We start from the raw sequence: 25,548 nt of genomic DNA, 5'->3' as shown, positions 1-25,548 counted from the left end.
TCCTCAACCTCCCAGATACGCCAGACTCACCAGCATCGACACTGTCCGACGCAAGCTGTCATCTGTGCCGTACAGACCTTGACCGCAGGCCAGCGAGGGCACCGCGAGAGGCGCCATCCCCTGCCAGGCGACCGTGACTCGCAGCACGACTGCTGTGGTAGCCGTACCAGTCAGTCTCTCGATACACCCACGCGCGCCCATGACTCCGCCGATAGCAACATCATCGCTGGACTGGACTGCTGCTCCCTGTAAGGCCAGATTCCAGTTGCAGAGGTCCTGGGTATGTCGCTGCGCAGTAGTACTGCACCCAGAAGCTCCCAGGGTATTGCCCACTCCATACACTGCGTCGCCGCTGTAGTTGGAAGCCCGACCTGCTGCCGGATTGGCCTTGATGCGGTTAGCCATGTTTTGTGCCAGCAGCATGGCCTGGGCACGCTGGTAAGTTTCGAATTCGGTAACCAGAATCCGACTCTGCAGTCCAGCCAGGCCGAGCAACCCTACGGACAGGATGAAAAGCGTGACCAGCACTTCAATCAGGCTGAAGCCACACTGCCTGCTTCTATTCGTCATAATCAGCATCCCCCCACCTTGGTGTTTGCCCGCCCATCCAGGCTGACCGTCACACAGCGCTTCCTGCTGCTGTCGGTCGCAGCGGTCAGCTCGAAGCTCGCACTGCCGGAAATCCGCCCGGAAGGTCGGAAAACGAGGGAGGCTGTCGAGCCGGCAGAGACGGTGGCTCCAGCAGCAAGACGCTCGCGATGCACTGCTGCGCTGTCCGCAGGCGCTGCAGCAGTGACAATCAGCCAGCCGTTGCTCCAGGTTTCTCCCGTAGCCGGCCGCAAGGTCACATTGGTATTGCGCTTCACCGCCTCGGCTCGCGCCTGAACGATGCTGGAGTGCAGAGTTTCCGCAGCAGCTCGCACACTCTGGTTCGCCACCATGTCGCGGAATGACGGCACTGCAATGCCGATCATGATGCTGACCACCGCGATAGTGATCAGCAGCTCCAGGAGTGTGAAACCAGCCATGGAGGTACGCCCCACGTACGGCATGCCTTTTCCGCTCGGATAGCTATCCATCGAGTTCACTACCAAGCATTCCCTTTCCAGAGTTTGTTTTCCGCCTGATCGATGGAAAGGTTTCCATCACTGGTCTGGGAGGTTCCGCTCTTGGGGGTTGCCGTGGCAGTAAAGGTCGGCGGCGGGCCGCCCGCACTGGTTACCGTCACATCGTAGGAGCGCGCAACATTAGCCGGAACGCTAAGCTGCAAGGCGCTCAGGGCATCATCCCCCCCCGCGTAGCTGCGAGTCACCATCAGACGCTGCTGCTGCTTTTGCGCCACAGTCATGAGAAACGCTTGGGCGTCCGTGCGGTTGGTCTTGACGATATGCTGCTGATAACTCGGATAGGCGATGGCGGCCAAGATGCCGATGATCGCCACGGTGATCATCAGTTCGATGAGGGTGAATCCACGTTGTCTTTTCCGTTCCACTTCGCCACCTGTTGCGATCCGGGTATTCATTGGGGTGAGTCTGCCATCTGTTGCGTTTGCGGAGCTTGATCGAACCGGCATTATCGTCGACTGCTTGCCAAGCTCTCGTTGATCAGTGACATCCGCACCGATCGAGCTTCTGCGGCGGATGATTGCACTCAATCGAAATTAACGAGAGCCCGCAGTCGACGGTCGGTTGATTTGCCCTCTTGGCTGGCAAGTCACTGTGAAGCAGTGCAAATTTTCGCCACGGCTGGCTCGGGGTTACGAGCGCTGACAGGCCCGCTTGGCTAACATGCCACGCACCTCCCGCAGGACGCAGGAGTCTCCTCCCAGCCAGGCAAGGATGCCAGGTCATGCTCAAGCAAGGTCGCGGCTTCACACTTATCGAAGCCATGGTGGTGCTGGCGTTGTTGGCCATTCTGGCCAGCATCGCCACTCCCGGTTTCACCCAGATGATCCACGCCCAGCAGCTGCGCAGCGCCAGCATCGACCTGGCGCTGGCCTTCACCACCGCGCGCCATGAGGCGATCACCCGGCAGCGGCCGGTGCTGATCGACAACGGAGATGGCGAGTGGGCCAGCGGCTGGCGGATCTTCGTCGACCAGAACGCCAATGGCGCCCTCGACGAAGGGGAGCTGGTGTTGCGCACGGGGGATGCCAGCACGGCAGGCGTGCGCATCAGCGGCAATACGCCGGTGAGCCGCTACGTGCGCTATACGCCCAGCGGGCTGGCGAAGATGCAGAACGGCGCCTTCCAAGCCGGCACCATCACCTTGTGTCACGCGGACGGGGAGCAGCCCATCCGTAAGCTGGTGCTCAGTGCGACCGGACGCCTGCGTACGGTCAAAGAAGCGGCGGGCAGTTGCTGAATGCCGCACTAACCTTGCGCGCATCTTCGGATCGATGGCGGTTGCAAGGGAAAGGCAAAGGGCTTAGCGTAATGACGTTCGCCATTACAAATGGAGCGCCGAGATGGCTTCAATCAATATCCGCATCGACGACGAACTCAAGGCCCGTTCGTTTGCACAACTGGAGAAGCTCGGGGTCACGCCATCCGAGCTGCTCAGGCAAACGCTGCAGTATGTGGCCGAGAGAGGCAAACTGCCCTTCAAGCCGGTGCTGTTGACCGACGAAGACGAAGCACTCATCAACTTGGCCAAAGAGCGTCTGGCCTCTCCACAGCGGGTGAAGGTCTCTCTGGATGACCTATAGCCTCGAATTTGATCGTCGCGCCCTGAAGGAGTGGCAAAAGCTGGGCGACACTATCCGACAGCAGTTCAAGAAAAAGCTGGCAGATATCCTCGAAAACCCACGCATAGAGGCCAACAGGCTGCGAGACCTGCCGGACTGCTACAAGCTCAAACTGCGCAGCTCAGGTTATCGCCTGGTCTATCAGGTGCTGGACCATGAGGTGGTGGTGTTTGTCGTGGCTGTCGGCAAGCGTGAGCGGGAAGAGGCGTACCTGAAAGCGCATGACCGTCTTTGACGGCCTGCGCCCCTCCCCGTCGAATCAATCCTCCTGCACCACCCGCAATTCCTTGGGCATCGAGAAGGTGACGTTCTCCGAGCGCCCATCCAGCTCGACCACCGCACCCGCGCCCCACTCGCGCAAGCGTTCGATCACGTCCTGGACCAGCACTTCCGGGGCGGAGGCGCCGGCGGTGATGCCGATCTTCTGCTTGCCGGCGAACCAGTCGCGCTGGAGGTCCTCGGCGCCGTCGATCAGATAGGCCGGGGTGCCCATGCGCTCGGCCAGTTCGCGCAGGCGGTTGGAGTTGGAGCTGTTGGGGCTGCCGACCACCAGCAGCAGGTCGCAGCCTGCGGACAGTTGCTTGACCGCGTCCTGGCGGTTCTGGGTGGCGTAGCAGATGTCGTTCTTGCGCGGGCCCTGGATGGCGGGGAACTTGGCGCGCAGGGCGTCGATCACCTTGGCGGTGTCGTCCATCGACAGGGTGGTCTGGGTGACGTAGGCCAGCGCTGCGGGATTGCGCACCTCGAGTTTGGCCACATCCGCCTCGTCCTCGACCAGGTAGATGGCGCCGCCGTTGCGGGTGTCGTACTGGCCCATGGTGCCCTCCACTTCCGGGTGACCGGCGTGGCCGATGAGGATGCACTCCTCGCCGTCGCGACTGTAGCGGGCCACTTCCAGGTGCACCTTGGTGACCAGCGGGCAGGTGGCGTCGAACACCTTGAGGCCACGGCGCGCGGCCTCGTCGCGCACCGCCTGGGAGACACCGTGGGCGCTGAAGATGACGATCACGTCGTCCGGAACCTGGTCCAGCTCCTCGACGAAGATGGCGCCACGGGCGCGCAGATCCTCGACCACGAACTTGTTGTGGACCACTTCATGGCGCACGTAGATCGGCGGGCCGAACACTTCCAGGGCGCGGTTGACGATCTCGATCGCGCGGTCGACGCCGGCGCAGAAGCCGCGGGGGTTGGCGAGGGTGATTTGCATGGGAAGTCTCGGCACGCGGGGATTCGGAGGGGGCCACCGCCAGCAGGAGCAGATTCATCTGCGACCAGCACAGGTCGCGAATGAATTCGCTCCTACAGGAAGCACATCAGGCGGGCTGCACGTCGACGATTTCCACGTCGAAGGTCAGGCGCTTGCCGGCCAGCGGGTGGTTGAAGTCGATGGTGACCTGCTCGGCATCAAACTGCTTGACCACGCCCGGCAGCTCGGCCTTGGCGGCGTCGTTGAAGATCACCATCAGGCCTTCGGACAGCTCCATGCCCTCGAACTGGCTGCGCGGCATGACCTGCACGTTCTGCGGGTTGGGCTGGCCGAAGCCGTGTTCCGGCTCGATGGCGATGCTGCGCTTGTCGCCGGCCTTGAGGCCGTAGAGCGCCTGCTCGAAGCCGGGCAGCAGGTTGCCGTCGCCGACCTTGAAGGTCGCCGGACGCTTGTCGAAGGTGCTGTCGACCACGTCGCCCGACTCGAGCTTGATGGCGAAGTGCAGGGTTACCTGGCGCTCGGGGCCGATACGCTGTTCAGTCATTGCGGTCTCCGCTTTTGTCGGATTTGAACATGTCCAGGGCCAGCAGCACGGCACCGACGCTGATGGCGCAGTCGGCGACATTGAAGGCCGGGAAGTACCAGCGCTGCTGCCAGTGGACCAGAATGAAGTCGATCACGTGGCCGTAGGCCACGCGGTCGAACAGGTTGCCCAGCGCACCGCCCAGCACCAGCGCCAGGCCCATGGCCAGCCAGCCCTGGCCTTCGCGCGGCAGGCGCTTGAGCCAGACCACCAGCACGGCGCTGACGCCTACGGCGATCAGCGCGAACAGCCAGCGCTGCCAGCCGCCGTGGTCGGCGAGGAAGCTGAAGGCGGCGCCAGTGTTGTAGGCCAGGGTCCAGCTGAAGTAGTCGGGAATGATCACGATCTGCTGGTACATCTGCAGGCTGGCGTCGAAGTACAGCTTGCTGGCCTGGTCGAGCACGAAGACGATCGCGCTCAACCACAGCCAGGGCAAGGCACTGGAGCGCCCCGCATCAGGCATGCTCGCGCACCTCGCCGGCACCGTGCACGTTGTCGATGCAACGGCCGCAGATCTCCGGATGCTCGGCGTGCTGGCCGACATCCGCGCGGAAGTGCCAGCAGCGCACGCACTTGCCGTGCGCCGACTTGACCACGCGCAGCTTGAGACCCGGCAGTTCGCTGTCCACCGCATCGACCGGAGCGTCGGCGAGCGGCGCCAGGCTGGCGTAGGAGGTGATCAGCACGAAGCGCAGTTCGTCGCCGAGCTTGGCCAGCTGGGCGGCCAGCGCGTCCTCGGCGTACAGGGTCACTTCGGCCTGCAGGCCGCCACCGATGGTCTTGGCGTTGCGCTGGTTTTCCAGCTCCTTGTTGACCGCGACCTTGACCGCCATCGCCTCGGCCCAGAACTCGCGGCCCAGCTCGGCGTCGGCGTCCAGCTCGAACAGGCCGTCGTACCAGGTGGTGAGGAATACCGACTCGCTGCGCTCGCCCGGCAGGTACTGCCAGATTTCCTCGGCGGTGAAGGCGAGGATCGGCGCGATCCAGCGCACCAGCGCCTCGGCGATGTGGAACAGCGCGGTCTGGCAGGAGCGGCGCGCCTGGCTGTCGGCCGCGGTGGTGTACTGGCGGTCCTTGATGATGTCGAGGTAGAAGCCGCCCAGCTCCTGCACGCAGAAGTTGTGCACCTTCTGGTAGACGTTCCAGAAGCGGTACTGGTCGTAGGCCTCGGTCAGCTCGGCCTGCAGGCGCGCGGCGGCGTCCACCGCCCAGCGGTCCAGTGCCAGCATCTGCTGCGGTTCGAGCAGGTCGGTGGCCGGATTGAAGCCGCTCAGGTTGGAGAGCAGGAAGCGCATGGTGTTGCGGATGCGTCGGTAGGCGTCGGCGCTGCGCTGCAGGATCTGCTTGGAGACAGCCATCTCGCCGGAGTAGTCGGTGGCCGAGACCCACAGGCGCAGGATGTCGGCGCCCATGCTGTCGGTGACTTCCTGCGGGGCGATGACGTTGCCCAGCGACTTGGACATCTTGCGGCCGTTCTCGTCGACCACGAAGCCGTGGGTCAGCAGGCCGCGGTATGGCGCGTGGCCGTCGATGGCGGCGCCGGTCAGCAAGGAGGAGTGGAACCAGCCGCGGTGCTGGTCGGAGCCTTCCAGGTACAGGTCGGCGCGCGGGCCCTGGTCGTGGCCCATCGGGTGCGAGCCGCGCATCACGTGCCAGTGGGTGGTGCCGGAGTCGAACCAGACGTCGAGGGTGTCGCTGATCTTGTCGTACTGGGCGGCCTCGTCACCGAGCAGCTCGGCGGCGTCGAGCTTGAACCAGGCCTCGATGCCTTGCTGCTCGACGCGCAGGGCGACCTGCTCCATCAGCTCGACGGTGCGCGGGTGCAGCTCGCCGCTTTCCTTGTGCAGGAAGAACGGGATCGGCACACCCCAGTTGCGCTGGCGCGAGATGCACCAGTCGGGACGGTTGGCGATCATCGCGTGCAGGCGCGGCTTGCCCCAGCCGGGGTAGAACTCGGTCTGCTCGATGGCGCTCAGCGCGCGCTCGCGCAGGGTGGCGCCTTCGGCCGGCTCGCGGTCCATGCCGACGAACCACTGCGCGGTGGCGCGGTAGATCAGCGGGGTCTTGTGCCGCCAGCAGTGCATGTAGCTGTGGCTGATGCCTTCGTGCTTGAGCAGCGCGCCGACTTCCTGCAGCTTGGCGACGATCTGCGGGTTGGCCTTCCAGATGAACTGGCCGCCGAAGAACGGCAGGTCCTTGACGTAGACGCCGTTGCTCTGCACCGGGTTGAGGATGTCGTCGTTGCTCATGCCGTACTGCTTGCAGGAGCGGAAGTCGTCCTCGCCGTAGGCCGGCGCCGAGTGGACGATGCCGGTACCGGCGCCCAGCTCGACGTACTCGGCCAAGTAGACGGGGGAGAAACGCTCGTAGAACGGATGACGGAAACGGATGTTTTCCAGCGCCGCGCCCTGAGTGCTGGCGATCGCCTCGCCCTCCAGGCCGTAGCGGGCCAGGCAGGATTCGACCAGTTCGGCGGCCAGCAGCAGCAGCTTGTCGCCGACGTCGACCAGCGCGTACTCGAATTCGGGATGGACGTTGAGCGCCTGGTTGGCCGGGATGGTCCACGGCGTGGTGGTCCAGATCACCGCGTAGGCGGTCTTCTCCAGGCTGGACAGGCCGAAGGCCTCGGCCAGCTGGGCGGCGTCCTCGATGGCGAAAGCCACGTCGATGGCGTCAGACTTCTTGTCCTGGTACTCGACCTCGGCCTCGGCCAGCGCCGAGCCGCAGTCGAAGCACCAGTTGACCGGTTTGAGGCCCTTGAACACGAAGCCGCCCTTGACCATCTCGGCCAGGGCGCGGATCTCGCCGGCCTCGTTGGCGAAGTTCATGGTCTTGTACGGGTTGCCCCAGTCGCCGAGCACGCCGAGGCGGATGAAGTCGGCCTTCTGGCCCTCGATCTGCTCGGCGGCATAGCTGCGGCACAGCTCGCGAGTCTTGTCCGCCGGCAGGTTCTTGCCGTGGGTGACCTCGACCTTGTGCTCGATCGGCAGGCCGTGGCAGTCCCAGCCCGGCACGTAGGGGGCGTCGTAGCCGGCGAGGGTCTTGGAGCGGACGATGATGTCCTTGAGAACCTTGTTGACCGCGTGGCCGATGTGGATGTTGCCGTTGGCGTAGGGCGGGCCGTCGTGGAGGACGAACTTCGGCCGCGTGGCGCCCAGCGCGCGCAGCTTGCCGTACAGATCGATGCTGTCCCAGTGCTTGAGCATTTCCGGCTCGCGCTGCGGCAGCCCGGCCTTCATCGGGAATGCCGTGTCCGGCAGGTTCAGGGTCGCTTTGTAGTCGGTCATTTCAGGTTCTCTAACGGTTGACCCTGCCAGTGGGCACGGGCGGCGGCGATGTCCGCGTCGATCGCCGACTTCAGTGCCTCCAGGGAGGCGAAACGCTGCTCGTCGCGCAGCTTTTGGTGGAACTGCACCACCAGGCGGCGACCGTAGAGGTCACCGGCAAAATCCAGCAAATGCACCTCGAGATGGGCGCGGCCGTCGCCCGCCACGCTCGGCCGCGTGCCGATGTTGGCCACGCCGGGCCAGCGCTGGCCATCCACCACGGTGCTGACCAGGTAGACGCCATTGAGCGCGGCGCGCAGCCGGTTGAGGCGTAGATTGGCGGTCGGCGCACCCAGCTGGCGACCGAGCTTCTGGCCATGCAGCACCCGGCCACTGATGCAGTAGGGGCGGCCGAGCAGGCGTTCGGCCATGGCGAAATCGCCGGCAGCCAGCACCTCGCGCACCCGCGTGCTGCTGATCCGCTCGCCGTCCAGCTCGATGGTGCTGGCCGACTCGACGGTGAAGCCTTCGCGCGCACCCGCCTCGACCAGCAGGTCGAAGTCGCCGGCACGGTCGCAGCCGAAGCGGAAGTCGTCGCCGACTTCCAGATGCTGGACGCCGAGGCCCTCGACCAGGATCTGGTGGACGAACTGATTGGCGGACAGCTCGCGCAGACGTCGATTGAAGGTCAGGCACAGCACCTGGTCGACACCGGCCTCGCGCAGCAGCTCGAGCTTCTCGCGCAGGCTGCTGATGCGCGGCGGCGCTTTGTCCGGCGCGAAGAATTCGCGCGGCTGCGGCTCGAAGATCACCACGCAGCTGGGCAAACCGGCCTCTGCTGCGCGCTCGCGCAGGCGCGCCAGGACGCCCTGGTGGCCAAGGTGCACGCCGTCGAAGTTGCCGATGGTGGCAACGCAGCGCCGCTGGCAGCAGCGCAGATTATGGAGACCTCGGACCAGTTGCATAGGGCGCATCTTGTTCACAAAGTGGTCGATTATACCCATGCGCGGACGTCAGGCGTAGGCCCTGTTTCCCCGCTCAATGACGCAGGTGACGCAGGCGCAGGCCCAGCGACACCATCGCCGCGACGTAGACGGCGATGCCGCCGCCGACCAGCAGGCTCAGCTCCCCGGCGCGGCGCTGCCAGCCCCAGGCAAACCACTCCGCGGCCGGGGCATTCAGCCACCAGACCAGCGCCACCATGGCCGCACAGCCGGCCAGCAGGCGCAGGCCGAACAGCCACCAGCCCGGCGCCGGGCGATAGACGCCGATCTTGTACAGCCCCCAGAGCAGCAGGCCGGTGTTGAGCATCGACGACAGCGAGGTGGCCAGCGCCAGACCGACATGTTGCAGCGGCCAGATCAGGATCAGGTTGAAGGCCATGTTGGCCACCATGCACTGCACGGCGATGCGCACCGGGGTCTTCAGGTCCTGGCGGGCGAAGAACGCCGGCGCCAGCACCTTGATCAGCATGAAGGTCAGCACGCCCAGCGAATAGGCTTCCAGCGCATTGGCCGCCTGCACCACGTCGTTCTCGGTCATCTTGCCGTAGTGGAACAGGCTGGCGATCAGCGGTTCGGAGAGGATCGCCAGGGCCAGCGCCGCCGGCACGCCGACCAGCAGCACCATGCGCAGCGCCCAGTCGATGGTCGCCGAGAAGGCCTTGGGATCGCCACTGGCATGCAGGCGCGACAGGCTGGGCAGGATCACCGTGCCGATGGCGATGCCGAAGGCTCCCAACGGCAGCTCCGACAGGCGGTCGGCGTAGTACAGCCAGGACACGCTGCCGGTCTGCAGGAAGGAGGCCAGCACGGTATCCAGCAGCAGGTTGATCTGGCTGACCGACACGCCGAACAGCGCCGGCAGCATCAGGGTCATGATCCGCTTCACGCCCTCGTCCTTGCGGTTCGGGCGCGGAATCGGCAGCAGCTGTATGCGCACGAGGAACGGCAGCTGGAACAGCAACTGGGCCAGGCCTGCGATGAACACGCCCCAAGCCAGCGCCATGATCGGCTGGTCGAAGTACGGGGTGAGCAGCACCGCCGAGCCGATCATGCAGATATTCAGCAGCACCGGGGTGAAGGCCGGCACGGCGAAGCGCCCGTAGCTGTTGAGGATGCCGCCGCAGAAGGCGGTCAGCGAGATCAGCAGCAGGTAGGGGAACGTGATGCGCAGCAGGTCGCCGGCCAGGGCGAGCTTTTCCGGGTCGCCGCGAAAACCCGGCGCGAACAGCATGATCAGGTAGGGCGAGGCGACCACGCCCAGCGCGGTGATCGCGGTGAGGGTCAGCCCCAGGGTGCCGGCGACCCGGTCGACCAGTTGCTTGACCTCGGCCAGGCTGCGCTGCGCCCGGTACTCGGAGAGCACCGGCACGAAGGCCTGGGCGAAGGCGCCCTCGGCGAACAGGCGGCGCATGAAGTTGGGAATCTTGAAGGCGATGAAGAATGCATCGGCCGCCGGACTGGAACCGAAATAGGCCGCCACCACCATGTCGCGGACCATGCCGAGCACCCGCGAGAGCAGGGTCATCACACTGACAACGGCACTGGAACGCAACAGACCGCTTTTGGCCGACTCACCGGACATGCTTTAATCCCCACCCTGCAAAGGTCGGCGAGTTTAAGCTAGGGCTAGCCCGTCCGACCAGCAATCGACGGCCGCCTTTGGCGCTTGACAATGGAGTCAGGCATCGGCATGATTCGCGGCCTTATTATTTGGTATCCCCCAGTATTCGAGGAGCTCGACGGTGGCAAACTCCCCCTCCGCCAAAAAACGCGCCAGACAGGCTGAGAAGCGCCGCAGCCACAACGCCAGCCTGCGCTCGATGGTGCGTACCTACATCAAGAACGTGGTCAAGGCTATCGACGCCAAAGACCTGGCCAAGGCTCAAGTCGCCTACACCGCTGCTGTACCGGTGATCGACCGCCTGGCTGACAAAGGCATCATCCACAAGAACAAAGCTGCTCGTCACAAGAGCCGCCTGAACGGCCACATCAAGGCCCTCGCTCAGGCTTAAGCTTCTGTTCCGACAAGAAACCGGCTGCGGCCGGTTTTTTGTTGCCTGCAGGAAAGTGCTTGCCGACCCCAGACAAGCGGTCGGCGCACCCGGCATCCGGGATGCGCCCGCTACTCTCGGCTACACCGCCCCCTCCTCCACCACCCCGGGATTGGCGATATCCGGCCGGTACTGCGCCGTGCGCCAGGCCACCAGCAGCGCACCACTGGCACACACCAGCATCACCAGCGCCATCGGCCGCGCCGTGCCATCGTGCAGCACACCGACCAGCGACGCGGCCAGCGCGGCAATGGCGAACTGCAGGCTGCCGAGCAGCGCCGAGGCACTGCCGGCGTGCGCACCCTGCCCGGCCATCGCGCAGGCCGAGGCATTCGGCAGCACCATGCCGAGGGTGGCGATGCAGCAGAACAGCGGCACCAGCAGCGACCACAGCGCCGCCGGCTGCCACAGCGCCACGCCGAACAGCGCCAGCGCACAGAGCAGGTAGAACGCCACCCCTCGCGGCACCCAGAACCCCGGCCCGCGCCGCCGCAGCAGGCGCGAATTGAACTGGGCAACCAGAACGAAACCGGCGGCATTGCTGCCGAACAGCCAGCCGTACTGCTGAGCCGGCACCCTGTAGAGGTCGATGAACACGAACGGCGAGCCGGCGATATAGGCGAACATCGCCGCCATCGCCAGACCGCCGGTCAGCGCATGGCCGATGAACGCCCGATCGGCCAGCAGCCGCCGATACTGACCGAGCGCCCCAGCCAACGGGGCCGGAGGCGCATCCTGCGGTCGCGTCTCCGGCAGCCAGAGCACCACCAGCAGCAGACAGAGCGCCGCGAACAACCCCAGACAGACGAAGATCGCCTGCCAGCCGGACAGCGCCAGCAGCGCCCCGCCCGCGGCCGGCGCAAGAATCGGCGCCAATCCCATCACCAGCATCAGTTGGGAGAACACCTTCGCCGAGCTGACCGGATTGCACAGGTCGCGTACCACCGCACGCGCCACCACCATGCCGGCACAGCCTCCCAGGGCCTGGACGAAACGCGCAGCGATCAACCAGTCGAGGCTCGGCGCCAGCGCGCAGACGAACGAAGCCAGGGTGAACAGCGCCACGCCGAACAGCAGCGGCGGGCGCCGGCCGAAGCGGTCGGCCAGCGGCCCGTAGAGCAACTGACCAATGGCCAGCCCGATGAAATAGGCCGCCAGACTGTACTGCACGTGCTCGACGTCGGTGGCGAAGGCCTGCGCCAGCGCCGGAAAACTCGGCAGGTAGAAATCGATCGCCAGCGGCGCAAACGCCGTCAGGGCGCCAAGGATCAACAAGAGACGTAACGGCATCAGAACTCCAGGACGGGGATAGCGCAACGCCGATGCACTGACGCAGCAAGACCGTCCGTTTTATATACATTCGAGCATGTTTGTAAATAGCCGCGCGATGGCAATGCCTCGCCCACTCAATCAGCGCGCGCCTCGCTGCCGAACGACACCCCCGCAGATGATCGACGCCCAGCTGCACGACTGGCCGGCGCCCTCCCCCACACCCAGGCAACAACAGAAGATCTGAAAGACATTGCCGCACGCACCCACCGACAAACGGCACACTTATTGCTCGCACGTTCGCACGACTGTAACTCGCACACGGTAAATAGCTGCCATGGATTCACGGAGCAGTGTCATGTCCACCCTCACCGAACTGGCCACCCAGATTGCCGAGCTGTATCCGCTCAAGGACAAAACCGCCGGCAAGCGCTATCGCATCGTCAACCAGCTCGCCGGGCTGACCGAGCTGGAAGAGGTCAGTGGCGAGCCGCGCTACATTCCTACCCATACCCTCAAGGACGACCGCCTCTGGGACCTGGCCGGCTGAGCCGGCGTCTTCAGCGACGGGCCTTCCCCACCGCGGAGAGATCGAGCGTGCCCGCATCGCTGAAGCGACGGCCGCCCAACAGGCCGCCGCCGAGCTTGCCGCGCAGCACGTAGGGCAGGCTGTCCAGCCGGGCGTTCTCGGCCAGCCCCAGCGCCTGACGCACGGCGGCAAACGCCGAGATGCTCACCGGCACCACCAGCACCGTCTCGCCAAAGCGCGGCACGCTGCCGCTCTGGGCACTCACCCCGCGAGCCAGCGACCGCTCGTTGACCTTCAGTTCCAGCGCAATGCCGTCGTAGTCGATCGGCGTCGTATTGGGATTCTGCACCCGCAGCTTCACCGCGAAGCGCATTTCCAGGCCCTCGCCCGGCAAGGGCTCGACGCCGACCACCTGTATGTTGAGAGGGTCACGGACACCGAGTGCCGCACAGGCACTCAGGGTCAGCACCAACAGAGCGCCCAGCAGGAAGCGGACGGCGCGGGCAACAGGCGGAGCAACGAGACTGGACATGGGGCGACTCTCGCAAAGGGATGGCAGGGAGCAACCCTGACAAGTATCCGTCGCCCAGCCCGATCCTGCCTGTGCGCCGGCACTCATCGCCGCCACTCGCAGCCCTCCAGTCAGCGCCGCCAGGCCTGGTAGCGCAACACAACGATCGCACCAAAAAAGCGCACACCTACCTCTAGCCTACCCACCACCCGGCAATCGCCAGCGCAACACCCGCCCGAATCCGCGCAGTAATGGCATGGTAAAACCACAGAAACAATGTGGCATTAGACTTGCTTTGCAATGGATACCGGACCCACTCCGTAACACTCAAGTACTCAGCGAGGAAGAGCCATGGCAATTGCGATCAGCTGGACTGCCGACTTTGAAACCGGCATCGACATCATCGATGAGCAGCACAAGCGCATATTCGAGTACCTGAAGGAGATCGATCAGGCCATCTCCCGCAAATCCGTCGAGCAGATCGAGCACGTCATCAAGTCACTGATCGACTATGCGATCGCCCACAACACCTTCGAAGAAAGCCTGATGGAAAAGGCCGGCTACCCGATGCTGGATGCACATCACGAGGTGCACGAGCGCTTCAAGGAACGCGCCGACTCCTATCGCGTGCGCTTCGGCAGCGGCGAGGATCCGATCCGTCTTGCCCGCGAAGTGCGCAGCGACATCGGCCTGTGGCTGACCAACCACATCAAGCGCGACGACAAGCACTACGTCAATTACGTCAAGAGAAGCCTCGAAGGCGGCTTCGTGGCGCGGATGCTGGGCAAGTTCTTTGGCTGAGAGGTCACACAGGGAAGAGCGCTGCCAAAGCAGCCACGCCCACTCAAGGAACGCGATGGTTCAGCAACCCGCCAGGGCAGCAGGAAAGCGCCGCGGCGGTTGAACATCAGGAAGATGCGGCAGGCTGCATGCCGAGCAACGGCGGACCTCATGCGGAGGCGATCTACCAGCAGCGCGCCGGCCGAAAACGACAGACCCAGACAGCGCAAAGCCCCGGAGTTCGGGGCTTTGCGTCAGGTTTTGGTGGAGCCGGGGGGATGGTCAACCGTAAGCTTTTCTCCCCCTGCAAGCCGCTAAATCGTGTGCTTGAGGCCCCGCACCACCATCGCGATGTCACACCCAGGTGGAGCTGGTTGATGGTTCAGTAAGAATCTACGTGGCCGTCAGTTGGGTGGCAAGCCCCCCAGGTGTGGATTTGAACCTGCATCCTGATGCGCCGCTTTTTTGGTTTCTTTGGATGCGTTTTGCGATCATTCGGTCTCGGGGTACGGGAGAAAACTTAGGGATTAATGATGCTAGCTCGACTGTATTTGAGGGCGGTTCTTGGCGCAGTTCTGGTCAGAGGCTGAGGGATTGGTGCCGGCTAGGTTGTGGAATGAGGCCGTTACTTACAGCAAAACCAAATCGAGTAAGGCGCGCACCGCGCCGATTGATCCCGCCCTGGAGTAGCTGACTCGCAATCACTGGAAGCGTCACCATCGTCAGCGTCAACGCTTTTCGCCGAGCCCTGGATCGCTCCGGCATCGAACCACCCCAGGGCAAAGCCACCCACGCACTCCGCCACACCTTCGCCAGCCACTTCATGCAGAAGGAGGGGAACATCCTCACTCTGCAGAAGATCCTGGGCCACTCCAGTTTGGCCATGACTATGCGCTATGCGCATTTGGCTCCAGAGCATCTTACGGAGGCGGTGAGGTTGAGTCCGCTCGCGGGACAGGCATTCGGAGCGACTTCTTCCGCTCCTAGTCTGGGAGCAGAGCTTCTGAGAAGATAGAGCCTTATTGCTATCGATGGTCGGAGGGACTCAATGGACGTCGAGCAGATTCAGCAGCAACTGCGTGATTTTGCACGAGAGAGAGATTGGGAGCAGTTCCATACCCCGAAGAATCTTGCTTCTGCATTGGCTGTGGAGGCGTCTGAGCTGCTCGAGATTTTTCAGTGGCTGACTGATTCTCAGGCGGCGGCGATCAAGGGTGACGCCGAGAGCATGCGCAAGGTTGAGGAGGAAGTGGCTGACGTCACCTTGTATCTACTGCGCTTCGCCGACGTGCTTTCCCTGGATTTGCAAGCAGTGGTGGATCGGAAGCTACGTATTAACGCCGAAAAGTACCCAGTCGAGAAAGCTCGTGGGAATGCCAAGAAGCACAATGAGTTATAACTAATATGGACATTACCACTCAAATCATTGAGACCATAAAAAGCGGCCAAGCTATCAAGGTATGCGGCAATATTGAGCATTGGCTAACGACGTTGGCCACAGGCTTCTGGGGATTTGATACCGACAAACAGGACTTTTGGGGAAAGCTAAAGCCGGGAGATGTATTTATTTTTCAGGCTTCGCGCCCAAATTTGACGTTTGTTACTAAAAGCAAGCCCTCACCTGACGCTTCAGGCTTCATCGGGGCAGGCATCGTCGGCAGCACCTCGAGGAAGACTGAGCCGCGATGGCTTTCTGAGGTGATCGAGAGCAACTTCAACGAATCCCCCAGAATATGGCCGAATCTTGTGCATTTTTCGGACGTTCTATGGTTCGGCGATGTTGATCAGATACCGGCTCAGGCAGTTCAGGAGGCAATTGAGCGCTGCAAAGAGCGCCAGCTTGATTTGAACGTTCATATCCATCACTTGGCTAGGAATCGCCTGACCCTAAAAGAGATGGCAAACAAGGGGTTTACCTACGCACCTGCGAGCAATGGTCAGCGGCTACTGAACAAGACCGACAAGCTGGCAGATATATTCAAATCCCATGCTACTTCTGCAACTCGGCGCAGCTACTACCTACCGGAGCCGCTAGAACTGCCGATAACGCCCCCACCTTTAGATGCGTCTGACTATGTCTGTATAGGTAATTCATCTCCTACTAGAAGAATGGCTCGCCCATCGACTAAGTCTGCCAGCCGGAAGGGTGCTACTCGAAGCAAGGACTACCTACAAGAAGCTGCGGCAAACCAAGCTCTCGGAAGGCTGGGAGAGAAAATCGTCCTGAAGCGAGAGATTGAGCGCGTCTCAGTCGAGCTTGGTGAGGAAAACAAGTTCCGGGTTGTCGATGTGCCTCATGTAGAGGGTGATGGGGCCGGTTATGACATCCGTTCGGTTAGGCTCACCCAAGATGGGATATCTATATATTTCATTGAGGTTAAGACCACTACTGGTGATGCGAATACCCCTTTCTTCCTTACAGAGAACGAACGGAATTTCGCCGCCCTCAATGCTGAGCAGTTAGAGGTTGTTCGTATTCACTCCTTGGACCAGTCCAAGGGGGAGTATCAGGAGTATCGCCTGACAGGCAGTCAGCTTCTCAATATGGTCATGACCCCAATCACCTACCGGGTAGAGGTCGGTATAGAGCCTGCTGCTCAAGGCGATCTGAATTCTGAGTAAGGTATGACACTTTCGGAACAGTCGAAGGGTGTCGAAAGCATAAGCCCCTGATCTTCGCTCGGAAAATCAATGGCTTATGCTGCTCTGACATAATGGGGCCGGGGGAGGTACGACTTTCGCCACTACCCAACCATAACTGCCTGATTCATAAGGGGTAGTCGTCCGCTATCACTCGCACAGTGCCACACCCTCATAGAGGGCGGTGGATGGTGCAGGCGAAAATAGCGCCTACCAGCCTGGCAATCAATCAGGATTTTAACCCGCGAACCATTGCCACTAGAGCGCCGCAACCCCACCCACTACCACCCCATGCAGCTTTCGTTGATCGTTACTGCTGGGCGGCATTCAGGAGCTACCTGGACCTATTCCGTCACGCACCCTCGATCAACAGGCATTCGCTGGCGCTGCCGAGGATGATGTAAGCCGTTCCGGCCTGAAATACCTGCGCCAGCCCGAGCGCCGCCACTTCGGTTGCGTTGTGGCGCTCGATGAGTTCACAGGCTTGTTCGTAGGTGATGTGCTGATACTGCATGGTGGATTACTTCTGGCTGTTGTGGTGGCACACATTAGCCGGGAGCCTTGAGAATGTGCAGACTGGTTTATTTCGACGAAGTTCGATACAATATCCATCGTCAATTGCTGAACTTAAATAGGTAGTTAGTTACTAACTGCCTATTTTTTTTGCCCTGAATAAAGTCAGCAGGTAGTGGTAAGCCATCGCCGCATGCCATCGTACAGCTCGCGGGCTGCCCTCTTGGCACTCTGGCTGGCATAGCATGGGCTGCGCCCTTTCAGCCGGTGGGTGGTCACGTCGATATCCTTGGTGATATACACGCCCCACGCTCCCGCCGTCCTGAGCGGCTGCACGTCGACTGCCCTGTTCTTGTACCGTTGCCGGTAGTCCAGCGCCAGCGCCTTCCGGAGCTTGCTTGGCTTTGGCTTTCCATCAGCGCCAATCGGCTCCCTGGTCAGCTCTTCCAACAGGTCAGCCGAGATGATGGCTGAGCAGTGAAGATGCCACGGGCTATTCTCGCTGCTTTCTCTGTCGCTGCGCTCCAGCACGAAAGCCAGCTCGGTCACGCCAAGCCTTCGGAGAATTGCCGAGAGGTAATCGGCCTGGCCTTTGGCGGCGGTAAGCGCCGCGCCGGCCACACCAGAATCTAGCCGGATGGTGATTGCGTAGGCGTCACGATGAGAGGCGAAGCCGATCAGAGTGAAAGCCCGTTTCAGTTCTCCAGGTACGCGCCTCCACTCGTGAAGTTCGGTGCCGGAGGCAACGGACTGAGCGAGTCTCTGCGCGTATCTGTTATTGGCTTCCAGCTTGGTGATCCTGGTCTGTACCTGCTCCCTCCCTTCCTGGTCGGTAGCTAGTCTAAGTTCTCTGTATAGATTTCCTAATACTGCTACGTTGTCCTGGTGGCCGAGGTAGAGAATCGCCAGAAGCCGCGCCGCGCTTGGCCTGAGTGGCTTTTTCGTGGCGCTGGCTCTCGTGATGTTTTTTGGAAAAGTTCCGCTTCCGGAAAACGAAAACTCGACCGACTTCAATTCATCAGCCAATTCATCAGGCGACAGCATGGCCAGCTCGGCGTCTACGTCCACCCACAGCGATGCCTGCTCGGAAAGCGAAAACTCGGTGTTAATCATGTCAATTGCCTTGCAATGCTTCTCGACTCTCTTGCCACTGTCGTCCCGATTTTCAAAATCCGGTTACGCTCGTTGACGGCATAGGAGTCGATGTAAGTCGTTAGTTCTAAGGGTTTGACACTTGGGGGCTGTTCGCCTGGTGTTCAACCTCTGGTCAGTCATCGGTCAGCTCGATCACGTCGTCATCATTGCAGTGCTGCTCTTCCTGATCGTTCTCTCCAGGCATTGCGAGCAACCCACACCTGCCGCCATTGATCCGCTCTGCTGCTTCCTGGCGCTGCTGCTCCCGGAGTTCGCGCACGTCATCCGGCCCCATGATGTGAATGGTCAGCTCTGGCAGCTCTTCAACCGAGGCAGCCCGCTCCAACTTGTCGAGGGGAAGGGCTCGGCGTTGCACGTCCTGAGTCACCTTGAGGGCGGTTGCAACTGCGGCAAGTGCCCTGGCGGACTGCATAGCGTTATCTGCCGTCACTTCGATGGCATCGAGGACTGCAGCGGCTTTCTGACGTGTGCGCTGGGCTAGGTCGAGGTCGTCATGCACTAGGCTGGCTGCGATCTTCTGCACTGACTCCAGGCCGTAGGCGGCGGCGATCATCTCGTCACGCGCCCTAGCGATCATCTCGTCAGTAGCAGCGCCAGCAACCGCGCCACGTTTCTTGATGATCCGCTGAACTGAGCTGATGCCGATATCGAGGCGGGTAGCTATGGAGGCGAGCGAATAGCCCGCCTCTCTGAGTGCCACCACCTGCGCCTGTACGTCCGGTGCTATGGCTGCTCCCGGCATGGTTACAGCCCCGCCAGCTCGTTAAGTTCGGCTTCCAGGTCGTGCCAGTTGTTGCGGACTGTGCAGAGGGGAACGCCGGACAGCCGGGTAACGTCCTTGAGATTGACCGGAGCAATATCGGCAATGGTCTTGCCGCTGACGCTGAGAGCTTCTAGGAGGGCCGTGGTGATGCGCTGGCGCGTATTAGCACGGAGGGTATCGGCTGCCGCCGGCTGCGCCTTACAGCGGAGATTAGAGCGAATACCGTTGATGCGGCATAGATGGTATGCGCGATCTCTTGTCCAACTGCCGTCTGTTTCCGAGCGAAAGATATTCAGATGGCCGGCCAGCTTGGAATAGCTGCCGTTGTCGTCCCGCATGAACTCGCGAGCGAGAGATACTGCTTCTTCCGAATAGTACATTCCAATATTCCTAGAATTTATTCATACGATGTGTGCTCCTCTTTTTTTGCCTACGGGTCATGGGTTGTCCTGGTACAGCGGTTAGTTATTGGGAGTCGATTTATTCGACCCCTATATTCTATATCGTCTTACGTCTCATTATCAATTAGATAAATCGCAAGCGAAATTACGGAAAGGTAATGCCAAGCCGGTCGGCCAGTCGCTTGACGGCGGTCGGCGTGAACTCTGCGCCACGGCGAGTCTTGATCTGGTGGCGATTCAGATAGTCAGCGCAACCGCTCAGGGTAGTTATGCCGTCAAAGCGAGCGGCCTTGATGTGATTCGCCATGCTGGTAGCGTAGGCATTGGCGGCAGCTTGCAGACTGGCAACAGCGCCAGCATTGCCGACTTCGTGGGCTTTCTTGCGACCAGCATCGCGGCGGGCGACTTTCCCCAGGGCGTCGGCGTCACCTTGTTCCGCGCGACTTTTGAGAGCCCCGAGGGCATCACGGGTACGGGCGGCGATGAAGTCGCGCTCTTGCTGGGCAAGGGCCGCGTAAATATGGAGCTGGAAGGCGTCAGCGGTCGGCATGGTCGCCACCTTAAACGGCACCCGCTTCACCATCGCGGCGATGTGTTCAACGTCGCGGCTCAGTCGGTCGAGTTTGGCGACAACCAGCAGCGCACCCAGCCCCTTGGCCGCATTGATTGCCTTGATGCACTCCGGGCGCTCGGTCGGGGCAATGGTTCCCGATGCCATGTCGATGAACTCGCCCACCACCTCCCAACCTTCGGCCTTCGCTGCCTGGGCGATGTACTCGCGTTGCGCCTCGATGCCCAAGCCGCTGTCACCCTGCTTCTTGGTCGATACGCGAAGGTAGGCGATGACTTTGGTGGTCATGGTTGGCGCTCCTTGTAGTCCCGTGTAGTGTCTTGCGCACCAATTTATCATATTGCTGACGGTCGTCAATGATTTGATAATAGCAGCTATCAGGTGAAAGCGCCCTTCCCTACCTCACTAAGCGGGCGCTTAATGCGACGGCGAGGGTTTGGCTCTGGCAGCCATTTTGACACGCCTCTTCGCTACACTGGATGTGATATGAATTGCCGATTCCGGGGGATATGATTCGCCCTAGTTCACATGGCTGGGCTCAGAGTACCGATCGAATGGCGATGCTCGACTGCCCACTACTATCTCCAGGTGTTGACCTGCCACTAAGCTAAAAAATGGAGTTCCTAATGAGTAGTATTGCACTGGAAGATGAAATTGCTGCGGCTGTTGGCGAGGTTCGAACAGACTCCTTTGACATGACCTTTGGCGAGATCGCCAATTTACATGCCAACAAAGAGCTAGTTATTCAGCCAGAGTATCAGCGCTTATTTCGCTGGTCCGTCCAGCAAAAATCCCATCTGATCGAGTCAATACTTCTAGAGCTTCCAGTCCCGCAGATCTTTGTTATTGAAAACCCGGATGGCGTTCTTGAACTTATTGACGGACTGCAAAGGGTTAGCACAATACTTCAGTTTATTGAACCCAGCAGCATCGGCCTAGATCAACTTGTGCTGGATGGCTGCTCGCTTATTCGCGGACTAAACAACCTAGCATTCCCAGACTTGCCGCTTTCGCTAAGACTTCGCCTTAAGCGCTCCCCCATAAGAGTTGTTGTTATCAAGAAGCAGAGCAAAGGATTCTTGCGCTACGAAATGTTCAAGCGATTGAACACTGGCGGATCCAATCTGGAACCACAAGAGATTCGCAACTGCTCCGCCAGAATGGTGGGCGAGGCGGGCATCAATTTCTACAACTTCCTGGTTCGCTTGTCTGGAAGTGTTGATTTTGCTGCGTGCGCTGAGTTTCTTTCCCAGCCCGACAAAGAAAAGAAAGCTGCCGAGGAGCTTGTCCTGCGCTTCTTTGCCGTCAAAAATTACATTGGAGAGTTCAAAGGCAGCGTAAGGGATTGGCTCGACAACTACATGGAAGGGATATTGCTTGAGGACCTTCCATTTGATTATGCGAAGGAAGAAGCAGACTTTATTCAGACTTTAGCTCTAATCCGCAACAAGCTGGGTGATGCTGCATTCTTACGCCACCGGGGAGATACTCCCGTGGGGTCTCTGCCGCCGGCGTATTTTGAAGCCATCGCAATGGCCTTTTACTCCGAGTTTGATAAAGTTAAAAACAAGACCCCCAGTGCATTGCGAAAGGCTGTTTCCGAACTTATTCAAGGAGAAGAATTTAGATCGGTTACCGGCCCAGGCGCCAACTCCAGGGATAAGATGAGAGCCCGAATCAACTTGACGACTCAAGCAATTTTGGATGCCTGATGAGTTTCGATCAATCTATCGAGAACGACCTCAAGTGGAGAGAGGCTGAGTTAGTCTCTCTTAAGCGCCTGGCGATTACCGCCCCTGAGGGGAGCATCTCAAGGAGAAGCATCTTGCGGGCCATGTGGGCCATTCTTTACGCCCACTATGAGGGATTTACTAAATTTTGCTGGGATACTGTATTCGACCATATACAGTCGGAGGGGATCCCAAAGAGGGAGCTGTCTGAAAACTTCTCATTGATTTCTATGGAGCGCGCCTTCAAAGACCTAAGAGGCAGGATGGATAGCGCATCCCTGCTACGCTTCTTCGGCGGCGAACTTTCTGCGATCATGGCGGAAAAGGCAGAGTTTCCCGAGGACTTTCGACTCAAAACCGAAAGCAATCTTTGGCCGAATGTTTTTGAGCGCGAGTCATCCAGGATTGGCCTGGTCTGCGCCGAGCTGGACAATCATCGCGCCCGAATTAAAACCCTAGTTGGCCGCCGAAATGAAATCGCACACGGAAACGGGGTTTTCATAAACACTCTAAATGAGTATAGCGAGTATGAAAATGCGACTATCTGTCTAATGCATGACTTAGCATTGAGAACCATCGAACTCCTAGAAGAAAGATCGTATCTAGCAGAGCGACAATCACCTAACAACTAGAAAGCAAAGAGCCCGCCTACTGACGGGCTCTTTTTTACTCAAACTTCTCTGGGACGTCTACGCCGGTGACTCTTGATGCTCTTAGCAACTATGTCTCCAAAGCGATCCACGAAGTCAACTCGGTAACTGGTTAGCCCCCGAACGGCCTCAGGCATGGGCAACATCAGCAAAGCACTCAGTTTGTGCTGCACTGTAGCACCGCGATCGTAGTGCCTCCCCCCCATATCCTGGGCAGCGCGCCCAGCGATTGCGTTCGCAATAGTTTTGTCCACCCCGCCATTCACCTGAGCTTCAGGAGCATGCCCTGTAATAGCATCAATAACAACTTGAGGTGCATTTTTTCCTTCGCGACGAGCATCTCGCAAATTTGTCTCAAGGGTGTGCCGGAAGGAATATAGACTTTTCCCGTCATAAGCTTCGTGAACCCCTATCTCAACCAAATAGCCCTTCGGGGTCTCATTAAAAAATTTACTAGCGCTCTTAGCCCAGCCCTCCTTGTTATGATCAAGGTCTTCCTCCCTCGGCGGGAGGTATGCAAGCCCGTCACCAAAGAGCTTCTTCTGCCTATCTGCACGCTGGTCTTCCACATAGTCGAGAAAGCCAAGCTCTATCAGCCGAGGATGAATCGGAACCTGCCTGGCCTCTTCTGTTTTAACTCGCTTCGCCTCAAAGGCTTTCGGGTCATCAGGGCAGAAATCAAAGCAGGGAATCCCCTCAACCTCTCGAATATCCGAAGTATCGAGTTGTGCAATTTCATTAGTCCGAGCGCCAGTAAAATAGGCAACCAACGGAAGCCAGAACCAGAATGGATATGCCTTGGTTCTGTTGGCGGGTAGTACGCCTTGGTATATATAGCCAGAGAAAATGGCCTCCACCTCTTCCATCGTGAACGCTTTTTCACCCGTTCGTGTACGAGGCGTCTCCCGCTTCTGCACTGGCTTGACGAGCAGATCGTCTGGCCGAATGGTGGTGAGGTCGAGAAAGCGCGCGTGTTCTTGGATTTGCCTCATCGATCCGATGAGAGAGCCCACGCGCTCATGCCCCACCATTTGGTCGGGATCATCCGTCAGGAACTCATCAAGAGGCGTAGGCGGATCAATTGAAGCCTTGGCACCTGCCTTCATCACACGGGCCGCATCATAGGCGGCCTGCCAGTCATTCTTGGTCATTTGGCATACCGGCTTGTGCTGCGCCAGAACGGTCATCGCTCGGGCACGGCGCTCGCGCTCTGCCAACGTACCGCCGTGCTTCGCCTGCCCTCCCCTTGAAGTCGGGTCAGCTTTGTCGCGTGCTAACTGGTGCTGCCAGACCTGATACAGAGTCCAGTCCGCCATCTCCGGGTCATAGCTGGGCTTCGCGGCTGGCGCTGGCTCTGCTGCGGATAAAGCGCCAGCAGGGGCAAGGCTGGCCTTCACCAGTTCATCCCGCAGCCTGGGCAACACCTGCCGCAACTCGGTCGGCTGGTAGGAGCGCGAAAGCGCCAACAGCCTCTGTGCGAGCGGGTCACTGTCAGCCGGTATTGGCCGGTCGCCTCTGCCAGTCAGCAGCTCGGCAATGCTGTACTGGCGCAGGCGCTCTTCCAGCTCGGCATCGGTAAGCGTCGGCTCTGGCTCTGCTTTCGACTCTGGCGGGCGGCCATAGCCCCCCGAGGTCTGTAGCTCCAGCAGCTCCAGAAACTCCAGATCAGAAACGGACAGCTCTTCATCGTTTCGCGCAGTCACAGCCAATACCCTGTCAAAGACCGATTCAAACCGCACAGCATGCTGCCGGGCACGCTTGAGCGCTAGCCTTTCGCTATCAGTCTTGAGGGAGCGCCGGACCTCCCGCTTGCCGTTGACCAACGGGCGCAACGGGGCAGGGATCACCATGCGGAAGTAGAAGGTTCCGTGGCGGTTCCGGGTCAGGTAGGAAGGGGCAGGCTTCATGCTGGGCACCTGTCGATGCCCCACGTCGATGTGACCTGTCAGTGGCACACCTGCCGAAAACGGCAGGCCCAGATAGCACAAAGCCCCGGAATCCGGGGCTCTGCGCTTGTGTTGGTGGAGCCGGGGGGATTTGAACCCCCGTCCGCCAGCTCTCCGCTATCGGTTCTACATGCGTAGCCATCTCTATTGAGTTAACTCCTCGCGACCCGAGTGGCAGGGTGCTTGGAGCGAGCTGCATAAGTTTTAGCCGTTACGTCTGCAGCGAACTTGGCGGCGATCCTGTTCTATATGACTGACCAAATCTTCGGGTTTACAGGCATCCCCTAGGGTCAGCTAGCGGCCCTTAGGCGGCTAGAGCGTAGTTGTCGTCGTTGGCAACTATAAGTTTGTAACAGCGGATTTACGAGATCTGTTACCAACTCGGCATGCCCCTCAAGTTTTGTTACCGGCGTCGAATCCTGATCGGCCCCTGGGTACTTCTGCTTGCAAGGTTCGAGTGGAGTGTACGGCAAAGGTTCCCAACGGCCAAGTCTGATGTAGAGTAGCCAGGCGCTTCCGCCCGGCTAATGGACGGATGGCGGCGAAGCAGGCCATAGGCAAAAGCAATCCAATCGATTCGACCAATCAATTATGCCTAACCACCTACGCCAAGTAGGATTCTCTTCGTCAACCAGCTTTCAACCCTGAAGGAGTCAGCGAATGTCCCTCATCAACACCCAGGTTCAACCGTTCAAGGTCAACGCTTTCCACAACGGCAAGTTCATCGAAGTCACCGAAGCCGACCTGAAGGGCAAGTGGTCCGTGCTGATCTTCATGCCGGCTGCCTTCACCTTCAACTGCCCGACCGAAATCGAAGACGCCGCCGAAAACTACGCCGCGTTCCAGAAGGCCGGTGCCGAGGTGTACATCGTCACCACCGACACCCACTTCTCCCACAAGGTCTGGCACGAAACCTCCCCGGCGGTCGGCAAGGCCAAGTTCCCGCTGATCGGCGACCCGACCCACGTGCTGACCAACGCCTTCGGCGTGCACATTCCGGAAGAAGGCCTGGCCCTGCGTGGCACCTTCATCATCAACCCGGAAGGCGTGATCAAGACTCTGGAAATCCACTCCAACGAGATCGCCCGTGACGTCAGCGAGACCCTGCGCAAGCTGCAGGCCGCCCAGTACACCGCCGCTCACCCGGGTCAGGTTTGCCCGGCCAAGTGGAAGGAAGGCGCCGAAACCCTGACCCCGTCCCTGGACCTGGTCGGCAAGATCTAAGCAACCTCT

29 protein-coding genes and 1 other RNA gene are annotated in these 25,548 nt (G+C 60.4%); 12 read left to right on the top strand and 18 right to left on the bottom strand.

Annotated elements, in window-relative coordinates; all coding sequences use genetic code 11:
- Positions 1–3: 3 nt before the first annotated feature.
- The 3 genes from pilV to BMZ19_RS22795 are packed head-to-tail and all read right to left on the bottom strand — an operon-like array spanning position 4 to position 1,654.
- On the bottom strand, positions 4–579 hold the full coding sequence (gene pilV / locus BMZ19_RS10425; protein WP_090310587.1) for a type IV pilus modification protein PilV: 576 nt from the start codon (positions 577–579) through the stop codon (positions 4–6).
- Positions 573–1,079: a GspH/FimT family pseudopilin gene (locus BMZ19_RS10420; RefSeq protein WP_139214656.1), complete on the bottom strand. Its 507-nt coding sequence runs from the start codon at positions 1,077–1,079 to the stop codon at positions 573–575. Before BMZ19_RS10420 ends, pilV begins: the two co-directional genes overlap by 7 nt.
- A gap of 8 nt (positions 1,080–1,087) precedes the next feature.
- Positions 1,088–1,654, bottom strand: a complete 567-nt coding sequence (locus BMZ19_RS22795) for a type IV pilin protein (protein WP_280142153.1) — start codon at positions 1,652–1,654, stop codon at positions 1,088–1,090.
- 194 nt (positions 1,655–1,848) lie between these two features.
- Between BMZ19_RS22795 and BMZ19_RS10410 the strand changes: the two genes are divergently transcribed.
- The 3 genes from BMZ19_RS10410 to BMZ19_RS10400 all read left to right on the top strand — a co-directional run bounded on the left by BMZ19_RS10410 (position 1,849) and on the right by BMZ19_RS10400 (position 2,981).
- Complete coding sequence (locus tag BMZ19_RS10410) at positions 1,849–2,364, top strand: GspH/FimT family pseudopilin (RefSeq protein ID WP_090310581.1); 516 nt, start codon at positions 1,849–1,851, stop codon at positions 2,362–2,364.
- Positions 2,365–2,467: 103 nt separating this feature from the next.
- Entirely contained in the window at positions 2,468–2,707 is a 240-nt protein-coding gene (locus BMZ19_RS10405; RefSeq protein WP_090310579.1) for a type II toxin-antitoxin system RelB/DinJ family antitoxin, read from the top strand.
- On the top strand, positions 2,697–2,981 hold the full coding sequence (locus BMZ19_RS10400; protein ID WP_090310577.1) for a type II toxin-antitoxin system RelE family toxin: 285 nt from the start codon (positions 2,697–2,699) through the stop codon (positions 2,979–2,981). Before BMZ19_RS10405 ends, BMZ19_RS10400 begins: the two co-directional genes overlap by 11 nt.
- Positions 2,982–3,005: 24 nt before the next feature.
- Here BMZ19_RS10400 and ispH read toward each other — a convergent pair whose 3' ends face one another.
- The 6 genes from ispH to murJ all read right to left on the bottom strand — a co-directional run bounded on the left by ispH (position 3,006) and on the right by murJ (position 10,388).
- Positions 3,006–3,953 (bottom strand): 4-hydroxy-3-methylbut-2-enyl diphosphate reductase, encoded by a 948-nt coding sequence (gene ispH, locus BMZ19_RS10395; protein ID WP_090310575.1) that lies wholly within the window; start codon positions 3,951–3,953, stop codon positions 3,006–3,008.
- 106 nt (positions 3,954–4,059) lie between these two features.
- Positions 4,060–4,497: an FKBP-type peptidyl-prolyl cis-trans isomerase gene (fkpB, locus tag BMZ19_RS10390; RefSeq protein ID WP_090310574.1), complete on the bottom strand. Its 438-nt coding sequence runs from the start codon at positions 4,495–4,497 to the stop codon at positions 4,060–4,062.
- Positions 4,490–4,999 carry a signal peptidase II gene (gene lspA / locus BMZ19_RS10385; protein ID WP_090310572.1) on the bottom strand — a complete coding sequence of 170 codons (510 nt, stop codon included), beginning with the start codon at positions 4,997–4,999 and terminating at the stop codon, positions 4,490–4,492. The genes fkpB and lspA overlap by 8 nt, the downstream gene beginning before the upstream one ends.
- Positions 4,992–7,823 (bottom strand): isoleucine--tRNA ligase, encoded by a 2,832-nt coding sequence (gene ileS / locus BMZ19_RS10380; RefSeq protein WP_090310571.1) that lies wholly within the window; start codon positions 7,821–7,823, stop codon positions 4,992–4,994. Before ileS ends, lspA begins: the two co-directional genes overlap by 8 nt.
- Entirely contained in the window at positions 7,820–8,767 is a 948-nt protein-coding gene (gene ribF / locus BMZ19_RS10375) for a bifunctional riboflavin kinase/FAD synthetase (protein WP_090310570.1), read from the bottom strand. Before ribF ends, ileS begins: the two co-directional genes overlap by 4 nt.
- 73 nt (positions 8,768–8,840) lie before the next feature.
- Entirely contained in the window at positions 8,841–10,388 is a 1,548-nt protein-coding gene (murJ, locus tag BMZ19_RS10370) for a murein biosynthesis integral membrane protein MurJ (RefSeq protein WP_090310568.1), read from the bottom strand.
- A gap of 160 nt (positions 10,389–10,548) precedes the next feature.
- Between murJ and rpsT the strand changes: the two genes are divergently transcribed.
- Entirely contained in the window at positions 10,549–10,818 is a 270-nt protein-coding gene (gene rpsT, locus BMZ19_RS10365) for a 30S ribosomal protein S20 (RefSeq protein WP_090310567.1), read from the top strand.
- A 120-nt stretch (positions 10,819–10,938) separates the two neighbouring features.
- On the opposite strand, the gene BMZ19_RS10360 is transcribed toward rpsT, so the two are convergent.
- On the bottom strand, positions 10,939–12,147 hold the full coding sequence (locus BMZ19_RS10360) for a multidrug effflux MFS transporter (protein ID WP_090310565.1): 1,209 nt from the start codon (positions 12,145–12,147) through the stop codon (positions 10,939–10,941).
- A gap of 337 nt (positions 12,148–12,484) precedes the next feature.
- On the opposite strand from BMZ19_RS10360, the gene BMZ19_RS10355 reads away from it, so the two are divergent.
- Positions 12,485–12,676: a hypothetical protein gene (locus tag BMZ19_RS10355; RefSeq protein WP_090310564.1), complete on the top strand. Its 192-nt coding sequence runs from the start codon at positions 12,485–12,487 to the stop codon at positions 12,674–12,676.
- A 10-nt stretch (positions 12,677–12,686) separates the two neighbouring features.
- Here the strand turns inward: BMZ19_RS10355 and BMZ19_RS10350 are convergent, their stop codons facing one another.
- Positions 12,687–13,187 carry an LEA/WHy family protein gene (locus BMZ19_RS10350; protein WP_090310562.1) on the bottom strand — a complete coding sequence of 167 codons (501 nt, stop codon included), beginning with the start codon at positions 13,185–13,187 and terminating at the stop codon, positions 12,687–12,689.
- A gap of 330 nt (positions 13,188–13,517) precedes the next feature.
- Here BMZ19_RS10350 and BMZ19_RS10345 point away from each other — a divergent pair, with 330 nt between their 5' ends.
- The 4 genes from BMZ19_RS10345 to BMZ19_RS10330 all read left to right on the top strand — a co-directional run bounded on the left by BMZ19_RS10345 (position 13,518) and on the right by BMZ19_RS10330 (position 16,568).
- Positions 13,518–13,967, top strand: coding sequence for a bacteriohemerythrin (locus tag BMZ19_RS10345; protein WP_090310561.1), 450 nt, complete (start codon positions 13,518–13,520; stop codon positions 13,965–13,967).
- Between the two features lie 679 nt (positions 13,968–14,646).
- Entirely contained in the window at positions 14,647–14,961 is a 315-nt protein-coding gene (locus BMZ19_RS22620) for a tyrosine-type recombinase/integrase (RefSeq protein WP_342028240.1), read from the top strand.
- A 33-nt stretch (positions 14,962–14,994) separates the two neighbouring features.
- Entirely contained in the window at positions 14,995–15,345 is a 351-nt protein-coding gene (locus BMZ19_RS10335) for a nucleotide pyrophosphohydrolase (protein ID WP_090310559.1), read from the top strand.
- A 5-nt stretch (positions 15,346–15,350) separates the two neighbouring features.
- Positions 15,351–16,568, top strand: coding sequence for a protein NO VEIN domain-containing protein (locus BMZ19_RS10330; RefSeq protein ID WP_090310557.1), 1,218 nt, complete (start codon positions 15,351–15,353; stop codon positions 16,566–16,568).
- Positions 16,569–16,938: 370 nt separating this feature from the next.
- Here BMZ19_RS10330 and BMZ19_RS22370 read toward each other — a convergent pair whose 3' ends face one another.
- From BMZ19_RS22370 to BMZ19_RS10310, 5 genes are all read right to left on the bottom strand, one after another.
- A complete protein-coding gene (locus BMZ19_RS22370; protein ID WP_170847738.1) occupies positions 16,939–17,100 on the bottom strand; it encodes a hypothetical protein in 162 nt (53 codons plus the stop codon).
- Between the two features lie 164 nt (positions 17,101–17,264).
- Positions 17,265–18,212: a hypothetical protein gene (locus BMZ19_RS22615; protein WP_244517159.1), complete on the bottom strand. Its 948-nt coding sequence runs from the start codon at positions 18,210–18,212 to the stop codon at positions 17,265–17,267.
- A gap of 154 nt (positions 18,213–18,366) precedes the next feature.
- Positions 18,367–18,996, bottom strand: a complete 630-nt coding sequence (locus BMZ19_RS10320) for a hypothetical protein (RefSeq protein WP_212633213.1) — start codon at positions 18,994–18,996, stop codon at positions 18,367–18,369.
- A gap of 2 nt (positions 18,997–18,998) precedes the next feature.
- Positions 18,999–19,397 (bottom strand): hypothetical protein, encoded by a 399-nt coding sequence (locus tag BMZ19_RS10315; protein ID WP_090310555.1) that lies wholly within the window; start codon positions 19,395–19,397, stop codon positions 18,999–19,001.
- A 166-nt stretch (positions 19,398–19,563) separates the two neighbouring features.
- Positions 19,564–20,277 carry a recombinase family protein gene (locus BMZ19_RS10310; RefSeq protein ID WP_090310554.1) on the bottom strand — a complete coding sequence of 238 codons (714 nt, stop codon included), beginning with the start codon at positions 20,275–20,277 and terminating at the stop codon, positions 19,564–19,566.
- Between the two features lie 338 nt (positions 20,278–20,615).
- Between BMZ19_RS10310 and BMZ19_RS10305 the strand changes: the two genes are divergently transcribed.
- Both BMZ19_RS10305 and BMZ19_RS10300 read left to right on the top strand, forming a co-directional pair.
- Complete coding sequence (locus BMZ19_RS10305; protein WP_090310552.1) at positions 20,616–21,701, top strand: DUF262 domain-containing protein; 1,086 nt, start codon at positions 20,616–20,618, stop codon at positions 21,699–21,701.
- Positions 21,701–22,351, top strand: coding sequence for an MAE_28990/MAE_18760 family HEPN-like nuclease (locus BMZ19_RS10300; protein ID WP_090310550.1), 651 nt, complete (start codon positions 21,701–21,703; stop codon positions 22,349–22,351). Before BMZ19_RS10305 ends, BMZ19_RS10300 begins: the two co-directional genes overlap by 1 nt.
- A 38-nt stretch (positions 22,352–22,389) precedes the next feature.
- Here the strand turns inward: BMZ19_RS10300 and BMZ19_RS10295 are convergent, their stop codons facing one another.
- Together BMZ19_RS10295 and ssrA are read right to left on the bottom strand one after the other, a co-directional pair.
- Positions 22,390–24,276: a site-specific integrase gene (locus BMZ19_RS10295; RefSeq protein WP_090310548.1), complete on the bottom strand. Its 1,887-nt coding sequence runs from the start codon at positions 24,274–24,276 to the stop codon at positions 22,390–22,392.
- A 112-nt stretch (positions 24,277–24,388) separates the two neighbouring features.
- Positions 24,389–24,746, bottom strand: a transfer-messenger RNA (tmRNA) gene (gene ssrA, locus BMZ19_RS10290).
- A gap of 229 nt (positions 24,747–24,975) precedes the next feature.
- On the opposite strand from ssrA, the gene ahpC reads away from it, so the two are divergent.
- Entirely contained in the window at positions 24,976–25,539 is a 564-nt protein-coding gene (ahpC, locus tag BMZ19_RS10285) for an alkyl hydroperoxide reductase subunit C (protein WP_090310546.1), read from the top strand.
- The last annotated feature ends 9 nt before the right edge of the window (positions 25,540–25,548 follow it).

Source organism: Pseudomonas linyingensis (assembly GCF_900109175.1).
GTDB classification, from domain to species: Bacteria; Pseudomonadota; Gammaproteobacteria; order Pseudomonadales; family Pseudomonadaceae; genus Geopseudomonas; species Geopseudomonas linyingensis.
This window is presented reverse-complemented; position numbering and strand designations above follow the sequence as displayed.